The organism is Anaerofilum hominis (genome assembly GCF_014287275.1).
Classification (GTDB): domain Bacteria; phylum Bacillota; class Clostridia; order Oscillospirales; family Ruminococcaceae; genus Pygmaiobacter; species Pygmaiobacter hominis.
The window spans coordinates 244277-259995 of record NZ_JACONZ010000001.1 but is presented as its reverse complement, the minus strand read 5'-3'; the positions used below and the strand labels follow the sequence as shown (position 1 = coordinate 259995).

Annotated in this window: 13 protein-coding genes and 1 riboswitch; all 13 genes read left to right on the top strand. The window is 65.7% G+C overall.

The features are described from left to right. Positions 1-16: 16 nt before the first annotated feature. Entirely contained in the window at positions 17-796 is a 780-nt protein-coding gene (locus tag H8S23_RS01195) for a carbohydrate ABC transporter permease (RefSeq protein ID WP_341479873.1), read from the top strand. Continuing rightward, the gene (locus H8S23_RS01190; protein ID WP_423717439.1) at positions 793-1662 is read left to right on the top strand and encodes a carbohydrate ABC transporter permease; all 870 of its coding nucleotides are present in this window, start codon (positions 793-795) and stop codon (positions 1660-1662) included. The genes H8S23_RS01195 and H8S23_RS01190 overlap by 4 nt, the downstream gene beginning before the upstream one ends. 6 nt (positions 1663-1668) lie before the next feature. Then, positions 1669-3165: an RND family efflux transporter gene (locus H8S23_RS01185; protein WP_186886488.1), complete on the top strand. Its 1497-nt coding sequence runs from the start codon at positions 1669-1671 to the stop codon at positions 3163-3165. After that, positions 3162-4178: a hypothetical protein gene (locus tag H8S23_RS01180; RefSeq protein WP_186886487.1), complete on the top strand. Its 1017-nt coding sequence runs from the start codon at positions 3162-3164 to the stop codon at positions 4176-4178. Before H8S23_RS01185 ends, H8S23_RS01180 begins: the two co-directional genes overlap by 4 nt. 151 nt (positions 4179-4329) lie before the next feature. After that, positions 4330-5670 (top strand): replication-associated recombination protein A, encoded by a 1341-nt coding sequence (locus tag H8S23_RS01175; protein ID WP_186886486.1) that lies wholly within the window; start codon positions 4330-4332, stop codon positions 5668-5670. 154 nt (positions 5671-5824) lie between these two features. After that, positions 5825-5908: riboswitch (glycine riboswitch) on the top strand. A 177-nt stretch (positions 5909-6085) separates the two neighbouring features. Beyond that, positions 6086-7156 (top strand): glycine cleavage system aminomethyltransferase GcvT, encoded by a 1071-nt coding sequence (gcvT, locus tag H8S23_RS01170; protein WP_186886485.1) that lies wholly within the window; start codon positions 6086-6088, stop codon positions 7154-7156. A gap of 329 nt (positions 7157-7485) precedes the next feature. Beyond that, positions 7486-7872, top strand: a complete 387-nt coding sequence (gene gcvH / locus H8S23_RS01165) for a glycine cleavage system protein GcvH (RefSeq protein ID WP_186886484.1) — start codon at positions 7486-7488, stop codon at positions 7870-7872. A gap of 37 nt (positions 7873-7909) precedes the next feature. Continuing rightward, positions 7910-9229 (top strand): aminomethyl-transferring glycine dehydrogenase subunit GcvPA, encoded by a 1320-nt coding sequence (gene gcvPA / locus H8S23_RS01160; RefSeq protein ID WP_186886483.1) that lies wholly within the window; start codon positions 7910-7912, stop codon positions 9227-9229. After that, positions 9226-10665 (top strand): aminomethyl-transferring glycine dehydrogenase subunit GcvPB, encoded by a 1440-nt coding sequence (gene gcvPB / locus H8S23_RS01155; protein WP_186886482.1) that lies wholly within the window; start codon positions 9226-9228, stop codon positions 10663-10665. The genes gcvPA and gcvPB overlap by 4 nt, the downstream gene beginning before the upstream one ends. After that, positions 10652-11665: a lipoate--protein ligase gene (gene lplA, locus H8S23_RS01150; protein WP_186886481.1), complete on the top strand. Its 1014-nt coding sequence runs from the start codon at positions 10652-10654 to the stop codon at positions 11663-11665. Before gcvPB ends, lplA begins: the two co-directional genes overlap by 14 nt. Then, the gene (gene lpdA / locus H8S23_RS01145) at positions 11652-12998 is read left to right on the top strand and encodes a dihydrolipoyl dehydrogenase (RefSeq protein WP_186886480.1); all 1347 of its coding nucleotides are present in this window, start codon (positions 11652-11654) and stop codon (positions 12996-12998) included. Before lplA ends, lpdA begins: the two co-directional genes overlap by 14 nt. A gap of 129 nt (positions 12999-13127) precedes the next feature. Next, the gene (locus H8S23_RS01140; protein WP_186886479.1) at positions 13128-14489 is read left to right on the top strand and encodes a CCA tRNA nucleotidyltransferase; all 1362 of its coding nucleotides are present in this window, start codon (positions 13128-13130) and stop codon (positions 14487-14489) included. A gap of 1 nt (position 14490) precedes the next feature. Beyond that, positions 14491-15651 (top strand): DUF2974 domain-containing protein, encoded by a 1161-nt coding sequence (locus H8S23_RS01135; protein WP_186886478.1) that lies wholly within the window; start codon positions 14491-14493, stop codon positions 15649-15651. Positions 15652-15719: the final 68 nt, after the last annotated feature.

Below are 15719 nucleotides of genomic sequence, written 5' to 3'. Positions count from 1 at the left end.
CGGGGTGCTGCTCTTTGTGCTGTTCCCTTTCGCAGACACGGTGCGCCGCAGCTTTTTTGACCCCATGGGCGGCAGCTTTGTGGGGCTTGCGAACTACCAGTCGGTGCTGGCAAACAGCGCTTTCCGCCTGGCGGCAAAAAACACTGCGCGCTTTATCGCAGTCTGCCTGCCCCTGCTGCTGGTCCTCAGCCTGGCGCTGGCGCTGATGGTGCGGGCGGCAAAGGGCGGCGGGCGGCTGTTCAGGACCACCTATCTCGTCCCCATGGCGGTGCCGGTGGCCAGCATCGCCCTGCTGTGGCAGGCGCTGTTCGCCCAGAACGGCATCGCGAACAGCCTGCTGTCCGCAATGGGCAGCCGGCCGGTGGATTTCATGGGCACGGGCGCGGCTTTCTGGGTGCTGATTTTCACCTATCTGTGGAAAAACAGCGGGTACGACATGATCCTCTGGATGGCGGGGCTGGACGGCATCCCGCAGAGCCTTTACGAGGCCGCGCGGGTGGATGGGGCGTCGAATTTCCAGTGCTTCTGCCACATCACGCTGCCCGGTCTGCTGCCCACCCTGTTCATGACCGCGGTGCTCAGCCTGCTGAACACGTTCAAGGTCTTCAGAGAGGCGTACCTGGTGGCGGGCAGTTATCCGCAGACCGATATTTATCTGCTGCAGCATCTGTTCAACAACTGGTTTGCAGATCTGGACCTGGGCCGGCTGTCGGCTGCCGCAGTGCTGGTGGCGGCGGTGCTGCTGACGGTGATCCTGCTGTTTCAGCGCGTCCTGAACAGGGGGGATGAGCTGTGAACCGGCCCGGAAAACGCGCAAAAGCGCTCTCCCGCCTTTTTCTGTTCTGCCTGCTGTCGGCTTTGGCGCTGCTGGTGTGGTGGCCGCTCTGGTCCATGGCGGAGGGCGCGCTGATGCCTTTGGACGAACTGAACGCGGCCCTTGGGCCGGTTCTGGCCGGGCGGGAGGGAGAGGCATTTTGGCCGCTGCTGCCCAGCTGGCCCACACTGCAGCCGCTGGCGGAGCTGCTGCTGGACACCCCGCAATTCTTTGTCATGTTCTGGAACACCTGCAAGCTGGTGTTCCCCACCGTGCTGGGGCAGCTGCTGGTGGGCGCGCCTGCGGCCTGGGCTTTTTCCCGCTTCCGGTTCCGGGGCCGCAGGCTGCTTTTCACCGTCTACATCGTGCTGATGCTGATGCCTTTCCAGGTGACGATGGTGCCCAGCTATCTGGTCGCGGACGGCCTGGGCTTGATGGACACTCTCTGGGCGGTCATTTTGCCCGGCATGTTTTCGACTTTTCCGATTTTTATCATGGCGAAAGGCTTTGACGCGGTGCCTGACGCTTTGCTGGAGGCGGCCGCGCTGGACGGCGCGGGCCCGCTGCAGACCTTTTTCAGGATCGGCCTGCCGCTGGGCATGCCGGGCATCCTCTCGGCTCTGGTACTGGGCTTTCTTGAGTGCTGGAACGCCATCGAACAGCCCATGACCTTTTTAAAGACCCGGTCTCTGTGGCCGCTTTCTCTTTATCTGCCGGAGATCGCGGCCGAAAAGCTGGGGCTGGCGATGGTGTCCAGCCTGCTGATGCTGGCCCCGTCGGTACTCATTTTCCTGTTTGGGCAAAAATATCTGGAGCTTGGCATCCAGTCGAGCGGACTCAAGGAGTGACCCTCTATGAAATGGCTTGAATTCAAAGAAAGATCGCGGGCGCTGGCCGCGCGGCTGCCCCGCCCGGCGGAGGACAGCCAGCGGCGGGCGCTGGGCAACATCCTGCGCTTCTTCTCTCTGATGCTGGTGTTTACGCTGGTGGCGCGCGGCGCCGCGGCGGCCACGCTGCCCCGGGTGGGCCTGTCCCGCCCGGCGGCGGGGGAGATCGTGCAGGCTCTGCAGGCGGGGGGCACGGTGCAGGCCGCGGACCCGCTGGGGGTCGCGGCGCCGGCGGGGCTTACAGTAAAAAAGTGGCTGGCGCAGCCCGGACAAAAAATAAAAGAGGGAGACCCGCTGCTGCAGCTGGACGGGGAGGAAGCGGCCGAAGCGCTGGCCAGGGCCGAGCTGGAACTGGAACGGATGCGCCTGGAGCTGCAAAAACTGCTGGACGGCGTGCAGGTGGACACCGGCGCCCTCTCGGGCGCGGCCACGGCACTGGAGAGGGCCAAAGCAGACGCGGAGAGCCAGCGGGCGGCGGCACAGGCGGCACAGGCAGGGGCGCAGTCGGCGCTGGACGCGGCGGCGGCGGACGCAGCGGCAAAGGCGGTGGAGTTGGACGCCCTGCGCACCCAGCAGGACCCGCCGGCGAGCGGGGAACAGCTGGCGGCCGCGGAGGCGGCGCTGGCCGAGGCAGACGCCCGCAGGGAGCAGGCCGCCGGCGCCTTGAAAGAAGCAAAAGAACAGGCGGCCGCGGCGGACCTTTCCGCCGGGCGGTCGGTAAGCGACGCCCAAAGCGCCTGGGACGCGGCGGCGAAAGCGCAGCGGGAGGCGGAAAAACAGGCGGGCTACACCCGCAGGGACAACGAGATCAGCGCCGCGGCCCTGCGCCTGGACATCCGGGAGAAAGAAGACGCGGCCAGAGCGCTGCGGGCCCTGCGGGAAGCGGATGGGATCCTGGCCGCCCCCGGGGCGGGCACGGTGGTGGGCCTGGACGCGGCGGCGGGGACGCGTACCGGGGAGGCTCCGGCAGCCTGGCTGGCGCCGGAGGACAGCGGCTTTGAAGTGGTGTTTCAGGTGACGGAAAAGGAGGCCAAAAAAATGGCGCCGGGTTCTGCCGTCCGGGCGGAAAGCGCGGGCAAAACGATAAACGGCACCGTGGCCTCGCTGGCCGCGGCGGATGAAAACGGCATGGTGACCGTCCGCGCCGCGCTGGAAGGGGGCTCTGCCCTGCGGCCGGGGCAGAGCGCGCTGGTGACAGCGGAGCTGAGCCGCCAGAACTATACCGCCTGCCTGCCGGTGGGGGCGATCCGCAGCGACAGCCGCGGCGACTATGTGCTGGCCATGGAACAGAGGCAGACCGTGCTGGGGTTTGAGAACATCCTGGTGCGGGTCCCGGTGGAGGTGGTCGAGAGCGGCGGGGAGCTGGCGGCGGTCGAGGGCGTGATCGCTCCGGGCAGCAGGATCGTGTCGGAAAGTGACAAACCGGTGTCAGAGGGGGACCGGGTGCGGGAGCTGGACACATGAGCAGGTCCCGACGGAAAAAGCTGACCCGGCTGCTTTTGTGGCTGTGCTACCTGCTGCTGACCGCGCTGGCGTTCCGCGCCGCGGCGTCGCTGCAGCGCCTGCTGCCGGGCTATTCTCTGCGCTTTGCCGCCCCGGTGACGGCGGCACAGGCCCGCGCGCTGAGGGAAGCCGCTGCAGAGGGCGATTTTGAGCCGGTGTTTTGGGGCCTGCGGCAGGGGGCGGCAGCGGACGGCGGTTTGCGCTGTGTGCAGGCGGAAGAGCTGCTGGTGTGGGGCGAACCGGCAGGCGCCGCGGCGCCGGGCCAGCTGACCGACGGCGGCTGGCCCTCGGCGAAAGACCTGGTGGGCTGCGCTGTCTCCGACAGCCTTGCCTGGAAGCTTTGGGGCAGCGGGCAGGCGGTGGGGATGGATTTGGAGCTGGATGGCCGGCACTGTGTAGTGCGCGGCGTGTTTGCGGATAAAACCGCACGTGTGGTGCGCCAGCAGCCGCAGGAGCGGGGCGAGACCCCGTTTACGGCGGTGGAGCTGCTGCCGCGCGGACAGAACACCTCGCTGGAACAGGCGCAGCGCTTTGCCCAGGGCGCGGGCCTTGTCCCCAGTGCGGCGGCAGACGGCCCGGCGCTGGCGGCCGCGGCGTCGCTGGCCGCCCTGCTGCCCGCGGCCGTGGGGGCGCTGTGGTGCGCCGCTCGGCTTTTTGGGCAGGTGTGCCGCCCGCTTTCTCCCGCGCAAAGGCAGCTGCTGGGGTTTGCGCTGCTGCTGGCCCTGGCCCTGGCTCTGCCCGCGCTGCTGCGGCTGCTGCCGCCCGCGCTTGTGCCCGCCCGCTGGAGCGATTTTTCCTTTTGGGGACAGCTTTGGCGGCAGATGGAAGAGGGGGTGCAGAGATGGTTTTCTCTGACGCCGACTGCGCGGGATGTGGCCGCAAAGTGGGGGCTCCTGCAAACGGCGCTCTCCTCCGCCGGCGCGGCGTTCCTCCTGCTGGGGCTGTGGAAAGGCGCTTTTGCAAAGGAACTTTAAAAAGATGAGGGCTGTTTTCTTCCGTCCGGGCACAGGCGGCGGGACAAAACAGCTCTTTTTTTCGCGCCGGAAAAAGTGTACAATGAAAAAAACGGCCAGATCGAGAACGGAAGAGCGGCCCCCGGGCGGGCCGGGATGGAGGGGAACACAGATGGAGCAGCGCTCGCTGTTTGACGACCGGGAGAGGACCAACCCCCTGGCCAGCCGGCTGCGGCCGGAGACGCTGGACGGCTTTGTGGGCCAGCAGCACCTGCTGGGCGAGGGCAAGGTGCTGCGCCAGCTCATCGACCGGGACGAGATCCCGTCCATGATCTTCTGGGGGCCGCCGGGGGTGGGAAAAACCACCCTGGCCCGCATCATCGCCCGGCGCACCAGGGCAAATTTTATTGATTTTTCAGCCGTGACCAGCGGCATCAAAGAGATCAAAAAGGTGATGGACGAGGCGGAGGCAAACCGCCGCATGGGAGAAAAGACCATCCTTTTTGTGGACGAGATCCACCGCTTCAACAAAGCGCAGCAGGACGCTTTCCTGCCCTTTGTGGAAAAGGGCAGCATCGTGCTGATCGGCGCCACGACGGAGAACCCCTCTTTTGAGATCAACTCGGCGCTGCTCTCCCGCTGCAAGGTGTTTGTGCTGCAGGCCCTCGCGCCCGAGAATCTGGCCCGGCTGCTGCGGCGGGCCGTCGCTGATCCGCACGGCTTTGGCAGCCGGCCGGTGGAGATCGGGGACGACGAGCTGTCGATGATCGCAAATTTTGCTAACGGCGACGCGCGCACTGCCCTGAATACGCTGGAGATGGCCGTGCTCAACGGCGAGCTGGAGGACGGGCGCACCCGGGTCACAAAAGAGATCATCGAGCAGTGCGTGAGCAAAAAGTCGCTGCTTTACGACAAAAATGGGGAAGAGCACTACAACCTGATCTCGGCGCTGCACAAATCCATGCGCAACAGCGACGCCGACGCGGCGGTCTACTGGCTGGCGCGGATGCTGGAGGCCGGCGAGGACCCGCTCTATGTGGCGCGGCGGGTGGTGCGTTTTGCCAGCGAGGACGTGGGCATGGCGGACAGCCGGGCTTTGGAGGTGGCGGTGGCGGCTTACCAGGCCTGCCATTTCATCGGCATGCCGGAATGCAGCGTCCACCTCACCCACGCGGTGGTGTTTTTGTCCCTGGCGCCCAAGTCGAACGCGCTGTACACAGCGTATGAGAGCGCCAAGCGGGACGCGCAGAAGATGCTGGCCGAGCCGGTGCCCCTGCAGATCCGCAACGCGCCCACAAGGCTGATGAAAGACCTGCACTACGGCGAGGGCTATATCTACGCCCATGACACCGCAGAAAAACTCAGCGCCATGCAGTGTCTGCCGGATTCCCTGGAGGGCAGAGTTTACTACCGCCCGACAGAAGAGGGGGCGGAAGCCCGGGTAAAACAGCGCAAAGAACAGATCGAGGCCTGGAAGCGGGAACAGAGAAAAGCGGCGGAAAAGGAAAAGTAACTAAAATTTGGCATTTAAAACGGGCGAAGTGCTCAAAATTTTCGCAAAGACGGGTTTACAGTTGACGAGATAGGAAGTTTTTTCTATACTGAAACTGGATATAGGGATGGCGTGGGAGCAGCGCTTTCACACCCCAAGAAAAGTAAATCACTGGATGAAGCTGCCGGGAGAGACCGCGTCATGCGGCGCCGAAGGGGAAACGCCGAAAACTCTCAGGCAAAGGGACCGGCAGCGGACAAAACTCCGAAAAGCCAGATGGATGGCACCGAAGAAGCAATCCCCGCCGCGGGCGGGGAGAATCTTTCAGGTTGGATGACGGGGCGCGCAGGATGTCTGTGCGCCCCGTTTTTTATTGTTTATCCAATGTCAAGGCCGCGGCCCGCACAGGCGGCGGCACAAAAAAGGAGGGATCGGTTTGGAGAAAAAGACGCCTCTGTACGAAAAGCATGTAGCACTGGGGGGCAAAATGGTGCCCTTTGCGGGGTATCTGCTGCCGGTGCAGTACAAAAGCGGGGTCATTGCCGAGCACATGGCGGTGCGCGGGCAGGCCGGGCTGTTTGACGTTTCCCATATGGGGGAGGCGCTGCTGACCGGGAGGGACGCGGAGGAGAACCTCGACCGCATTTTGTCCAACAGATTTACCGGCATGCCGGAAGGCGCTGCGCGGTACACGCTGATGCTGTATGAAAACGGTGGCGTGGTGGATGATCTGATCGTTTACCGGCTGGCGCAGCAGCAGTTTTTTCTGGTGCTCAACGCGGCCAACACGGAAAAGGACCTGGATTGGCTGCGGTCGCATCTGAAAGGGGAGGTGGAACTGCAGGACCTGTCGCCCCGCGTGGCGCAGATCGCCCTGCAGGGGCCGCAGGCAAAGGCCCTGATCTCCACCGTGGCAGACGCGGCGCAGCTGCCGCAGAAATACTACACCTTTGTCCCCGAGATGCAGGTGGCGGGCGCGCGGTGCATGGTCTCCCGCACCGGCTATACGGGCGAGGCGGGCTACGAACTGTATCTCGACCCGGCCGACGCGCCGGGCGTCTGGGACGCCCTGGTCGTCGCGGGTGCGGTCCCCTGCGGCCTGGGCGCGCGGGATACGCTGCGGCTGGAGGCGGCGATGCCCCTTTACGGCCATGAGCTGTCGCCCGTCATCGACCCCATCACGGCGGGGCTGAACTTTGCGGTCAAGCTGGAAAAAACGGACTTTATCGGCAAAGGTGCGCTGCTGGCCGCAGGCGAGCCCAAACAGGTCCGCGCGGGGCTGAAGGTCACCGGCCGGGGCGTGCTGCGGGAGGAACAGGACGTTTATTCCGGCGGCAAAAAGGTGGGTGTGACCACTTCGGGCACCCACTGCCCCGCCGTGGGGGTAAGCTGCGCCATGGCCTATCTGGACAGGGACGCCGCGTCCGTGGGTACATCGGTGGAGGTGGACGTGCGCGGGCGCAGGGTCGCCGCGGAGGTCGTGCCGCTGCCGTTCTATAAAAAATAGCCGGAGGCTATTTTTTATAGCCATGTGGCCTGTCCTCAGGCCACGGCGAATCAAAATAAATTGTTTTTTATTGCGGAGCAATAAAAAATAGCCGGAGGCTATTTTTTAGTAGCCATGTGGCCTGTCCTCAGGCCACGGCGAATCAAAATAAATTGTTTTTTATTGCAAAGCAATAAAAAATAGCCGGAGGCTATTTTTTCGGCCATCCGCCCCGTTGCCGCATAAGCGGCGGGGGCGAGACCATATAAAAATGCAGAGGGCGGCCCGCCGCGCCCGGTGCGAAAGACGAAACACAGGACAGCATCAATTTTTTCAGGGAGGGCAATATTATGAATTTTCCGGAGAATCTGCTCTACAGCAAATCCCACGAATGGGTCGAAAAGATCAGCGATACGTCCGCGCGGGTGGGCTTGACCGATTATGCGCAGGACGCGCTGGGCGATCTGGTCTTTGTCAATCTGCCCGAGCCGGGGGACCCGGTGACCGACGGGGAAGCCTTTGCGGACGTGGAGAGCGTCAAGGCGGTGTCGGACGTCTACAGCCCCGTCACCGGTGCGGTGGCGGCGATCAACGAGGAACTGCTGGATCGCCCGCAGCTGATCAATGAGAGCCCCTATGAGGCGTGGTTTGTGGAGGTGGAGGAGATCGAGGCGTTCGGCGAGCTGCTGGACGCCGCAGCCTACGAGGCCCACTGCCGGGCGGAACAGGAAAAATGACCCGTCCCCCGCAGAGGGACAGAAAGGAAGGGTGCAGATGGGCAGTTATATCCCGTCCACCGGCGCACAGCGCGAAGAGATGCTGCGCGCGGTCGGCGTGCCGTCGTTTGAGGCGCTCTATGCAGATGTGCCGCAGGAGATCCGCTTTCCCGAATTGAAGATGGGCACGGGCAGGTCGGAACTGGAGGTCGCGGCAGAGCTGCGCGCCATGGCGGCAAAAAACCATGTTTTCAGCAGCATTTTTCGCGGCGCAGGCGCTTATGACCACTATATCCCCTCCATCGTCAAGCGGGTGACCGCAAAGGAGGAGTTCGTCACCGCCTATACGCCTTATCAGGCGGAGATCAGCCAGGGCATCCTGCAGTCCATTTTTGAGTACCAGACCATGATCTGCGAGCTCACCGGCATGGACGCGGCCAACGCCTCGGTCTACGACGGAGCCACTGCGGCGGCGGAAGCTGCGGCCATGTGCCGCGACCGCCGGCACAGCCGGGTGCTGGTCTCGGCCGCCGCCCATCCCGCCGTGCGCAGCACGGTCCGGACTTACTGTGAGGGCGCGGGGGTGGAAGTGGCCGAAGTGCCGGTGCGGGACGGCCGCACCGACCTGGAGGCGCTGCAGGGACTTCTGGCCGCCGGCGACGCCTGCTTTTATCTGCAGCAGCCGAACTTTTACGGTGTGCTTGAGGATGCGGCCGCTTTCGGGGCGGCGGTGCATGCGGCGGGCGCAAAGTTCATCATGGGGGTCGATCCCATCGCGGCCGCGGCGCTGGCAACCCCGGCCGAGTGCGGGGCCGATATCGCGGTGGGAGAGGGCCAGCCGCTTGGCATGCCGCTCTCGTTCGGCGGGCCGTATCTGGGCTTCATGGCCTGCACGCACGAGCTGTTCCGCAAGCTGCCCGGCCGCATCGTCGGCGAGACTACGGACAGCAGGGGAGAGCGCTGCTTTGTGCTCACCCTGCAGGCGCGCGAGCAGCATATCCGGCGCGAAAAGGCGTCCTCCAACATCTGCTCCAACGAGGCGCTGTGCGCCATGACCGCTGCGGTCTACATGGCCGCCATGGGGCCGCAGGGCATGGCGCAGGCGGCGCAGCTGTGCACCTCTAAAGCGCATTATCTGGCATCGCGCCTGGGCGAGACGCCGGGGTTTGAACTGGCCTACCCGAAAGCGGAGTTCTTCCACGAGTTTGTCACCCGCACGCCGGTGGAACCGCAGCGGCTGCTGAAAGCGCTGGAGGAGCAGGACATCCTGGGCGGGCTGCCGGTGGAGGACGGCATCCTCTGGTGCGTCACCGAGAAAAACACAAAAGAACAGATCGACCGTCTGGTCGAGATCGCGCAGGAGGTGGCACGGGCATGAAACTGATTTTTGAAAAGAGCGTCCCCGGGCGCTGCTGTGCGTTGCTGCCGGCCTGTGATGTGCCGGTGCGGCCTCTCGAAAGCCGCTTTGCCCGCAAAGACCCGCCCCGGTTGCCGGAACTGTCCGAGGTGGACCTGTCCCGGCATTACACCGCGCTCGCGGGCCGCGTGCACGGGGTCAACGACGGGTTTTATCCGCTGGGCTCCTGCACCATGAAGTACAATCCCGCGCTGCACGAGGAGCTGGCGGCCCTGCCGGGCTTTGCCGGCGTGCATCCGCTGCAGCCCCAGCACACGGTACAAGGCTGCCTGGAGGTGCTGGCGCGGGCCGAGGCGCTGCTGTGCGAGGTCACCGGCATGGAACAGATGACCTTTCAGCCTGCGGCGGGCGCGCACGGCGAGTTGACCGGCCTGCTGCTCATCAAGGCCTATCACCGGGACAGGGGCGATGCGGCGCGCACCAAGATCATCGTGCCGGATTCCGCCCACGGCACCAACCCCGCCTCGGCATCCATGGCCGGGTTTGAGGTGGTCAACATCCCCTCCGCCCCGGACGGCTGCGTGGACTTGGAGGCGCTGCGCGCGGCGGTAGGGCCGGACACGGCGGGCCTGATGCTGACCAACCCCAACACGCTGGGCCTGTTTGACAGAAATATTTTGCAGATCACCCGCATCGTCCATGAGGCGGGCGGCCTCAACTATTACGACGGCGCAAACCTGAACGCGGTGATGGGCGTGGCCCGGCCCGGCGACATGGGCTTCGACGTGGTGCACCTCAACCTGCACAAGACCTTTTCCACCCCGCACGGCGGCGGCGGGCCTGGCTCCGGCGCGGTTGGCGCAGGCGCGCTGCTGGCGCCGTTTCTGCCGGCGCCTCGCGCGGCCGCCGCCGGCGGAGGATATGCCTTTGAAACGCCGCCCAAGAGCATCGGCACGGTCAAAGCCTTTTACGGCAACTTTCTGGTGGTGGTGCGGGCGCTGGCCTATATCCTCACACTGGGCGGCGACGGCCTGAGCGAGGCGTCGGAAAACGCCGTCCTCAACGCCAACTATCTCAAAGCGCTGCTGGCGCCCTATGCGCCCCCTGCCTGTGCGGGCGTCTGCATGCACGAGTTCGTGGTGACGCTGGAGCGGCTCAAAAAGGAGACCGGGGTCACGGCGCTGGATGTGGCCAAAGCCATGCTGGACTGCGGCATCCACCCGCCGACGATGTATTTCCCCCTCATCGTGCATGAGGCGCTGATGTTTGAGCCCACCGAAACCGAGTCCAAGGAGACGCTGGACTGGGCGGCAGCGCAGATCACCGGCATCCTCCGGCGCGCCGCAGAGGACCCGCAGTCGCTGCACGCCGCCCCCTGCACCACGCCGGTGGGCAGGCCGGACGAAGTCGCCGCGGCCCGCGCCCCCAAACTGAGGTACCGCTTTGACACGCTGTGAACTGCTTTACCTTGTCACCGACTGCACCGACCCGGTGCGCAACCTGGCGCTGGAAGCCCTGCTGCTGGAGACGGTGCAGCCGGGGCAGTGTCTGCTCTATCTGTGGCAGAACCGCAATACGGTGGTGATCGGCCGCAATCAGAACAGCCGCAGAGAGTGCCGCCTTGACCTGCTGGAGGCGGACGGCGGCAGGTTGGTGCGGCGGCTGTCGGGCGGCGGCGCGGTCTATCACGATCTGGAAAACCTGAACTTTACCTTTCTTGCCCGCGGGGATGCTTACGATCTGGACCGTCAGCTGCAGGTGGTGCTGCAGGCCGTGCAGGGGCTGGGCGTCCCGGCGGAAAAGACCGGACGCAACGACCTGACGGCGGAGGGGCGCAAATTTTCCGGCAACGCCTTTTACCGGGCAGGGGACAGGCGGTATCACCACGGCACTTTGCTGCTGTCGGCGGACGGCGAAAAAATGGCCCGTTACCTTGCGGTAGACCCCGAAAAACTGCGCTCCAAAGGAGTGGCTTCCGTGCGCGCCCGGGTCTGCGGCCTGCGGGAATATGTGCCCGGCCTGACCGTGGAACAACTGCGGCAGGCCCTGATCGGCGCGTTTGGAGCCGTTTATGGAAAAACGCCCCGGCCGTTTACAGGGCCGCCGGACACGGAACGGCTGCGCGCGCTGGAAGAAAAGTTCGGGTCGGAAGCGTGGCGTTTCGGCAGGGAGCCAAAAGCGGATTGCACGCTGTCGGGCCGCTGGCCCTGGGGCGGGGCGGAGATCTGCCTCACGGCCGCCGGGGGCCGGGTGGTGGCGGCGGCCGTCTATACCGACGCGATGGACGCCGGCCTGGCGGCGGAGCTGGAGACGGCCCTTGTGGGGCTTCCGTTTGCGGCGCCGGCGTTGGCCGGTGCAGTCCGGGCGCTGGCCGGACGGAAAAAAGACTGCGGGGAGCGCCGCGCGATGGCGCTGGATATCGCCGCACTGCTGGAGGGAATGGATGGAACAGTTTGATCTGATCGTGATCGGCGCGGGGCCGGGCGGTTACACTGCCGCTCTCGAGGCGGCGGCCCTGGGCAAACGGGTGGCGCTGTGCGAGAAAGACGAAGTGGGAGGGACCTGCCTCAACCGGGGCTGCATCCCCACCAAGGCGCTGCTGCGCGCCGCGCACGTCTATAAAGCGGCCGCGGAGGGCGCGGCGGTCGGCGTGCGGGCAGAGGGGCTGCGCTGTGAGTTCACCTCCCTGTTTCAGTATGTGGAAGAGACCACCGCGCGCCTGCGCGAGGGGATCGGCCAGCTGCTCGCCCGCGGCGGGGTGACCCTTCTGCGCGGGACTGCAAAGCTGGAAGCCGGCAGGGTCGTGCGGGTGGACGGGCAGCGCTATGCGGCGGAACACGTCCTGCTGGCCGCGGGCTCCCGCCCGGCGTCCCCCCCCATCCCGGGCAGTGATCTGCCGGGCGTGGTGACCAGCGACGACCTGCTGGCGGGCCGCGGTGCGGATTGCGGCAGCCTGGTCATCCTGGGCGGCGGGGTCATCGGCGCCGAATTTGCCGAGATCTATACCGCCCTGGGGCGGCGGGTCACGGTGCTGGAGATGGCGCCCCGGCTGCTGCCGACGCTGGACCGGGAGATCGGTCAGAATCTGGCCATGATCCTGAAAAAACGGGGCGCTGAGATCGTCACCGGCGCTTCGGTGAAAGAGATCGCCCCGGCAGAGGGCGGCCTTTGCTGCCGTTACGAGGTGAAAGGCGAGGAGCGCTTTTCCAAGGGCGAACGCGTGCTGATCTGTACGGGGCGCGCGCCCTGCACCGCCGGCCTGTTGGGAGAAGGGGTGGACCTGGGCCTTGAGCGCGGGTACGTCCCGGTGGACGAATGCTTTCAGACGCGCGCTGCGGGCGTCTGGGCCGTGGGGGACCTGGTGCTGGGCGGCGTCCAGCTGGCCCATGTGGCGGAGGCGCAGGCAAAAAATGCGGTGCGGGCCATGTTCGGCGCAGGCGGCGCAAAAGAGCTTTCCGCCCTGCCGGCCTGCGTTTTCACCGACCCGGAGATCGCCTGTGTGGGCCTGACCGCAGACGGGGCAAAAGCCGCGGGCCGGGCCGTAACAGTGAAAAAATCGCTCACCTCCGCCAACGGCCGGGCGGTGCTGGAGGGGGCGGAGCGCGGCTTTGCCAAGCTGGTTTTTGACGCGCAGGACGGCCGGCTGCTGGGCGCTCAGCTGATGTGCCCCCATGCGGGGGAGATGATCGGCGGCCTGACCGCTGCCGTCAACGCAGGGCTGACGGCAGAGCAGCTGCGCGGGACCGTGTGGCCCCACCCCACCGTGAGTGAGATCCTGGGCGCTTTTTGATCCCGAAACCTGCGAACTGCATCTGAAAAGACGATACAGCCCCCGGCACGGAACCTTTTTCGTGCCGGGGGCTGTGCTGTTGTGGTATACTGAAAAGGTCTGAGAAGAGAGGGCGGGAGGGAGAAGCGGATGGAAAAGTTTGCGGCCGCACCGCCGGCGGGCGTGTTGGAACTGATAAAACGGCTGGAGCGCGGGGGCTTTGAGGCATGGGCCGTGGGCGGCTGTGTGCGGGACGCTCTGCTTGGGCGTGCGCCGCACGACTGGGACCTCTGCACCTCGGCCACGCCGCAGCAGATGCGCGCCTGCTTTGCGGGGCTTCACCTCATCGATACCGGCCTGCGGCACGGCACTTTGACCGCGCGGGTGGATCACTGCTCCTACGAGGTGACCACCTACCGGGTGGACGGCGCCTATCAGGACGGGCGGCGGCCGGCGCAGGTGCGGTTCGTGCGCAGCCTGACTCAGGATCTGGCGCGGCGAGACTTTACCGTTAACGCCATGGCATGGCATCCGCAGCGCGGCCTGGCGGACCCTTATGGCGGACAGACGGACCTGGCAGCCCGCCGTATCCGCTGCGTGGGCCGCCCCGTCGACCGCTTTGAAGAGGACGCGCTGCGCATCCTGCGCGCGCTGCGGTTTGCCGCCACGCTGGGGTTTGAGCTGGAAGAACAGACGGCCCGTGCCGTCCGTGAAGAGCGCGCCGCGCTCTCCCGCATCGCCCCCGAGCGTCTGCGGGAAGAGTTTTTCCGGCTGCTCTGCGGCCCGGGCTGCGCTGCGGTGCTGGACGGTTACCTGGATGTTTTTTGCGTTTTTTTGCCGGAACTGGGGCCGATGCGGGGATGTTTGCAGCACAACGCCTATCATGACCGGGACGTCTGGGGGCACACGCTGGCGGCGTTGGAAGCTGTCCCCGCAGATGACCTGACCGTGCGGCTTGCCGCTTTGCTCCACGACATTGGCAAGTCGAAATGCTTTACACAAGACGAAAACGGCGTGGGACATTTTTATGGCCATGCCGCCCGCAGCGCCGAGATCGCCCGCGCCGTGTTGCAGCGGCTGCGCTGCGACGGCGAGACGCTGCGCACCGTCACCGGGCTGGTGCTGCAGCATGATCTGCCTTTCAGCGCCGACCCGCGCCTGCTGCGAAGACGGCTGGCACAGCTGGGCCCGCAGCGGATAGAACAGCTGCTGGCGCTGCAGCGGGCGGATGTGTGCGGGCAGGCGCCGGGCTGCAGGGCAGAGCGCCTGGCGGCGCAGGAAGAGATAAAAACGGCCCTGAACGCGGTGCTGCGCCAGCGTCCCTGTCTGGACCTGGGACAGCTGGCGGTGGACGGCAGAGATGTGCTGGCCCTGGGCGTGCCCCAGGGGCCCGGGGTGGGGGCGCTTTTGCAGGCGCTGCTGGAGCAGGTGGTGGATGGCGCGCTCCCCAATGAGCGGGCCGCTTTGCTCGCAGAGCTGCGAAAAAAACTTTTGGCCGAAAAGGATGGATAAAATGGCGAATATCCTGGACTATCTCGAATGGCGGGGCGATCTGACACTGCAGCAGGCGCCCTTTAACCCGGTGGACGGCCTCATCCTCTGCCGGCTGGCCTACGTGCCTTTTGACGGCATCGCGCCCGGCCCGGGCGAGGGGACGGCGACGATCGGTGGGGCTGCCCGGGTCCTGCTGGCGCAGCAGACGCCGGAGCGCCGCGCCGTGGTGAGCGGGCTCTGGAAAGGGGATGCGGAGCTGCTGGCGGCGCTGATGGACAGCGGCCGCTTTTCCGGCATGCTGCTGGAAAGCTATGTCAGCGAGCTGGACCCGGAAGAAGAAAAACAGTTTTCCGCTTTTACGGTTTGCCTGGGGGACGGCTCCCGGTATGTGGCCTACCGGGGCACCGACAGCACGCTGGTGGGCTGGAAAGAAGATTTTAACATGGCTTTCACCACGCCGGTGCCCGCGCAGCGGACGGCGGCGGAATATCTGCGCGCCCGCGCGGCGGAAAAGCCCGGCCCGCTGCGGGTGGGCGGGCACTCCAAGGGCGGAAATCTGGCTGTGTTCGCCGCCGCCTTTTGCGGCGAGGAGACCCAGGGGCGCATCCTGGAAGTGCAGAACAACGACGGCCCCGGCTTTGAGGCGGCCGTGACAGCGCAGCCGGGCTACCGGCGCATTGCGCCGCGGGTGCGCACGATGGTGCCCCAGTCCTCTGTGGTGGGTATGCTGCTGGAACACGAAGAGGCTTACACCGTGGTGCACAGCACCCAGCTTGGGCTGATGCAGCACGATCTTTACTCCTGGCAGGTGCGCCGCACCGGATTCGTCTGCCTGGAGAGCGTGGACGAGGGCAGCCGCATGGTGGACCGGGCGCTGAAAGAGTGGATCTCCTCGATGACCCCCGCCCAGCGCGAGACCTTTGTAGACGTGCTGTTCGGTTTGCTGGACGCCAGCGGGGCACAGACGGTGGGGCAGCTCAGCCTGGGCTGGCTCAAAAACGCCGGAGCCCTGGCGCGGACCCTCAAGGGGATCGACGAGCCCACCCGGGAGGCCATGTCCTCGATACTGAAAGCACTTTCCCACGCCGCGCGCCACAGCCTTGCCCAGGCGTTTCCCCGCGGGGAGGAGCGGCGACAAAACGACGTCCCGGCGCAGCAGGACACCGGCTTTCAGGGATAGTATTTTGCCGGGGATCTCCCCTGCGGGGAATGAAGCGGGTAAAAAGTGTGGTATACTGAATAACAAGA

Coding starts and splice junctions, on each gene's coding strand:
- H8S23_RS01180 (WP_186886487.1), top strand. CDS start 3,162: ATGAGCAGGTCCCGACGGAAAAAGCTGACCCGGCTGCTTTTGTGGCTG.
- gcvPA (WP_186886483.1), top strand. CDS start 7,910: ATGGGCAGTTATATCCCGTCCACCGGCGCACAGCGCGAAGAGATGCTG.
- H8S23_RS01175 (WP_186886486.1), top strand. CDS start 4,330: ATGGAGCAGCGCTCGCTGTTTGACGACCGGGAGAGGACCAACCCCCTG.
- H8S23_RS01140 (WP_186886479.1), top strand. CDS start 13,128: ATGGAAAAGTTTGCGGCCGCACCGCCGGCGGGCGTGTTGGAACTGATA.
- H8S23_RS01135 (WP_186886478.1), top strand. CDS start 14,491: ATGGCGAATATCCTGGACTATCTCGAATGGCGGGGCGATCTGACACTG.
- H8S23_RS01185 (WP_186886488.1), top strand. CDS start 1,669: ATGAAATGGCTTGAATTCAAAGAAAGATCGCGGGCGCTGGCCGCGCGG.
- gcvPB (WP_186886482.1), top strand. CDS start 9,226: ATGAAACTGATTTTTGAAAAGAGCGTCCCCGGGCGCTGCTGTGCGTTG.
- gcvH (WP_186886484.1), top strand. CDS start 7,486: ATGAATTTTCCGGAGAATCTGCTCTACAGCAAATCCCACGAATGGGTC.
- lpdA (WP_186886480.1), top strand. CDS start 11,652: ATGGAACAGTTTGATCTGATCGTGATCGGCGCGGGGCCGGGCGGTTAC.